This window comes from Providencia sp. PROV150, assembly GCF_028481025.1.
GTDB classification, from domain to species: Bacteria; Pseudomonadota; Gammaproteobacteria; order Enterobacterales; family Enterobacteriaceae; genus Providencia; species Providencia hangzhouensis.
In genome coordinates this window covers 1-4,105 of sequence record NZ_JAMPPJ010000044.1, presented here as the reverse complement: position 1 = coordinate 4,105, position 4,105 = coordinate 1, and the positions used below count along the sequence as shown (strand labels likewise).

The 4,105-nt window shown below is 40.3% G+C and carries 3 protein-coding genes and 1 pseudogene; all 4 read left to right on the top strand.

Going from position 1 to position 4,105, the window contains the following annotated elements; translation table 11 throughout:
- Positions 1-292: 292 nt before the first annotated feature.
- Positions 293-823 (top strand): fimbrial protein, encoded by a 531-nt coding sequence (locus PSE83_RS20315; RefSeq protein WP_004258966.1) that lies wholly within the window; start codon positions 293-295, stop codon positions 821-823.
- A gap of 86 nt (positions 824-909) precedes the next feature.
- Positions 910-3,393 carry a fimbria/pilus outer membrane usher protein gene (locus PSE83_RS20310; RefSeq protein WP_164560870.1) on the top strand — a complete coding sequence of 828 codons (2,484 nt, stop codon included), beginning with the start codon at positions 910-912 and terminating at the stop codon, positions 3,391-3,393.
- A 22-nt stretch (positions 3,394-3,415) separates the two neighbouring features.
- Positions 3,416-3,970 carry a fimbrial biogenesis chaperone gene (locus PSE83_RS20305; protein WP_272661060.1) on the top strand — a complete coding sequence of 185 codons (555 nt, stop codon included), beginning with the start codon at positions 3,416-3,418 and terminating at the stop codon, positions 3,968-3,970.
- A pseudogene (locus PSE83_RS20450) lies at positions 3,954-4,105 on the top strand (hypothetical protein); the annotation flags it as partial. The gene PSE83_RS20305 and the pseudogene PSE83_RS20450, both read left to right, overlap by 17 nt.

Sequence of the window (4,105 nt, the reverse complement as noted above, 5' to 3'; positions counted from 1 at the left end):
GTTTATTTGTTTTTATGGGTTATGTTGGCGTTTAATGCTTATGGTGAGTTGTTTTTTGGCTTAAAGATCTGCATTCAACGCCTTAACGCGGTGCTAGTGATAATGTTAATAAATATTTCGTTTTTTATTTTCCTTTAATTTCAATACATTAATTTAATATATTTCGTTACATTCTACCGGCGAAATACATACTTTAGCGATATCTGATTACTCATTTTATGGATATTATTTGTTTCGTTCTTCACAACAGATAAAAATTTTTAATTAAATGACTTAATATAAGGTAGATAACATGAATAAAACTTTAATTGCATTATGCTTAGCGTTAACGACAACTTCTATTTCTGCAATGGCTGCGGATGCCGGTTCAGGTAAAATTACGTTTAAAGGCACAATTAATAGCGGTGCATGTACAATTGCACCGACTGATGTGAATAAAGAAGTTCAATTAGGTAATATTGCCGCGGTTAATTTAGATGCTGCTGGTAAAAAAGGCCCACTCAATTCATTTGAATTAAAATTACAAGATTGCCAATTAGACCCAAGTGCTTCAGGTACTCCTTATTCTAAAGTAAAAATTACGTTTAATGGCCAACCTGATGCCACAAACGCATCTTTATGGTCAAGCACGGGTAGCGCAAATAACGTTGCAGTTTCATTCTTAGATAGTACAGGTAAAACGATTAAACCCGGTGAGACTTTAGAGCAAACACTGAAAGCGTCTGACACCACAATCATTTTGTCTGCTCAAGCAGAAGCAACCGGTGCCGCCACTTCAGGTAGCATCAACTCTATCGCAAACTACGTATTAAGCTACGAATAAGATAGCCATCATGCCTAAGCAAAAGCTTTACGCTAATTAGCGTAAAGCTTTGTATTCCCACTATCGATTATCATAAGAGTGCCAACATGTATTTTAAGAAAAAAAATATAGGTTATATTATCTCACTCATTATGTGTGGTGGGTATACAAATGCGGAAACTTTTAATATCAATGCCCTTAATTTGTCTGCAGACGACAATATTGACCTAAGCTATTTTGAAAAAAATAGTTTAAGTGAAGGTTTATATGAATCGGATATTATTTTAAATGATAAAAAAATTATCCGCGGCGAAAAAATTAAGTTTATTAATCATGACGGAACGATTGAGCCGTGTATTACGGCACAATTAATAAAACGTTTCCCCTTAAATGAAGAAGCGAAAGAAATATTACTTTCGTCTCAAGAAAACGATTGTATTAATTTATTCTCTCTCGATAAAAACGTGGCTATCGATTTTAATGATAGCGAACAAGTCCTGAGTATTTCGATACCTCAGAAATATATGGCATCGACTTATTCTTCGTGGGTGAGCCCTGAAATGCGCGATTATGGGATTGCGGGGTTAATTTTAGATTATACGATTAGCGATAATCATTTAATCCGTAAAAACGAAGAAACACGTAACCAACTCTATGCCTTCGGGAATGTGGGCGCTAACTTCGCGCAATGGCGTTTACGGGCAAATTACCAATATGAGAATAAATTGGCGGGCGAAGATGGACGGGGTAGCAAGAAACGCAACTTAGATTGGGACCAAGTCTACGCTTTTAGGGACATTGCCAGCTTATCGGCAAAGTTGTTTGCCGGGGAAATTTTCATTAAATCAGACTTGTTTGATAGCGTGCGTTTCAAAGGCGTGAGCATGTTTACCGATGAAAGCATGATGCCACCGAACCTCAGAGGGTATGCCCCTCAAATTACTGGGGTTGCCGCCTCAAACGCAACGGTGACCTTATCACAAAATGGCCGTATCATCAGCCAAGTGAAAGTGCCGGCGGGCCCTTTTGTGATTAAGGACTTAAGTCAATCCATCATGGGCACCATTGATGTGACCGTGGCAGAGGATAACGGTAAAGAAACGAAATTCCAGTTTACGACAACCAATATTCCGTTTTTAACCCGTAAAGGGCAAGCGCGCTACACCTTGAATTTAGGTCAGCTATCCCCGAAGAATGGCACCCATGCTAACGACAATTTTATGACTGTCGAAAGCTCTGTTGGGGTGTTTAACCATACCTCTGTTTTTGGCGGAATCGTGGCAACATCAGGGAATAAATATAAAGCCATTAACCTCGGTATTGGCCAAAATATCGGCTTTTTAGGGGCTTTTTCGGTGGATATCACCCAATCTTACGCCGACACCTTATTGGGGCGTGAGAAAGGCAAAAGCTACCGTATTAACTATGCCAAAGATTTACCGAGTATTGATGGGCAGTTGACATTAACCGGGTACCGTTTTGCCGACAGAACCTTTAACTCTTTATCCAATTTTGTTGAGCAAAACTTTGTCGACAGACAAGATATCGATACCAATAAAGACAAACATGTTTTTTCATTGTCTTACGCTCAGCAATTACGTGGAATGAATGCGAGTGCGAATATCACCGCATCACGTAAAACCTATTGGAATGGTAAACAAAATAACTATTTCAGTGTGGGGCTCAATAAATTCTTCGATGAAGGCGTCATGAAAGGTGGGAATATCTCCCTGTCTTTAAACCAAGTTCGTGGGGCGAATAATAAAACGGATAACCAAGTTTATTTATCCGTCAGCAAACCATTAAGTACTGAAAACCAAAATGCATCAATATCGTATTTCGCCTCTTACAGTGACAGCAACAAGCGCTATGCAAATAACGTGAATTACAGTCGTCATGTTGATAGCAACACGAACTATAATTTAACCGCATCGACCCAAGATGGTTTATCGGAAGGCATGGTGAGCACCTATGTGTCACACAGTGCGGATGCCGGCCAAGTCCAAGTGACGGGGTCATTATCGGATTCCATGACGTCGCTAAGTATGACCATGAGTGGCTCGGTGACTGCGACACAGCACGGTATTTCCGCGCACCGTTTAACCTATCGTGACCAATCTCGCTTAGTGGTTGATGTGCCAAATGCGCAAGGCGTGATGATTGAAAATGGTCATGCGACGACGAATAGCCGTGGGTTAGCCACCATCAGTAACGTTCCGACCTACTATAATATGGAATACAAGGTGGATGTGAACAACCTGCCAGACACGGTAAACATTGATGATAATGTTTTAGCGTCTACACTCACTGATGGGGCAATCGGTTATGCTAAAATGGATGCAGATATTGGTAAGTCACTGATAACACGAATTAAGCTGGCTAATGGTCAATACCCACCATTAGGCTCAGTGGTGAAAAATAACGTAACGGGTAAAGTTTCAGGCATTATTGCTGAATCCGGTATCGTCTACTTAACCGGGTTGAACATGGGCGACCAACTTAGCGTTAACTGGGGAGATGCACAAGCGTGTACGTTCTTAGCGGACAGTCTCCTGGCTAAAAGTAGCGATTCAATTGCTTGTCGTCACTAATGTGATTTCAATGGGTGAAAAAATGACATTATTTAAAAAAGTACTTTCCGTTGTTTTACTCTCAAGCGTCATGAGCCAAGCGTATGCCGTTCTTGGGTTAGATAGAACCCGTGTTATTTTTAATGAAGCCGATGGCGGAACCAGTATCGTTGTTGAAAACCAAGATACCGCCTCTTCGTTTTTAGCGCAGACATGGATAGAAAACCAAAAAGGTGAAAAGCTGACTAACTCACTAGTGGCGTTACCTTTTTTACAAAAAATTGGCCCTAAACAGAAAAAACAAATCAAAATTGCGTATATGGATGGGCAAAATACCTTACCCACGGACAGGGAGAGTCTGTTGTATTTCAATGTATTAGGTATTCCACCGCAAGGTAAGGAAGCGAATGCGGTTCAGTTTACTATCCAATCACGCTTAAAACTGTTTTATCGCCCAAAAGGTATTGACTACACAGTCTCTGCCGAGAAAGATTTTCAGCGCGATTTAAAAGTCACAAAACAAGGTGGACAGATTACGTTGTCGAATCCAACCCCGTTTAATATTGTGATCACCAATATCAATGTTGACTCAAAGTAAAGATAAAGATTTTCCTGAAGTGCTTGTCGCCCCGTTTAGTGATTCGACCGTGACATTGAAAAACCCGGCATGGAACAGTTTTGAAGTCGCTTATATTGATGACTTCGGTGGTCTGAAATTTAATAAATACCAGTG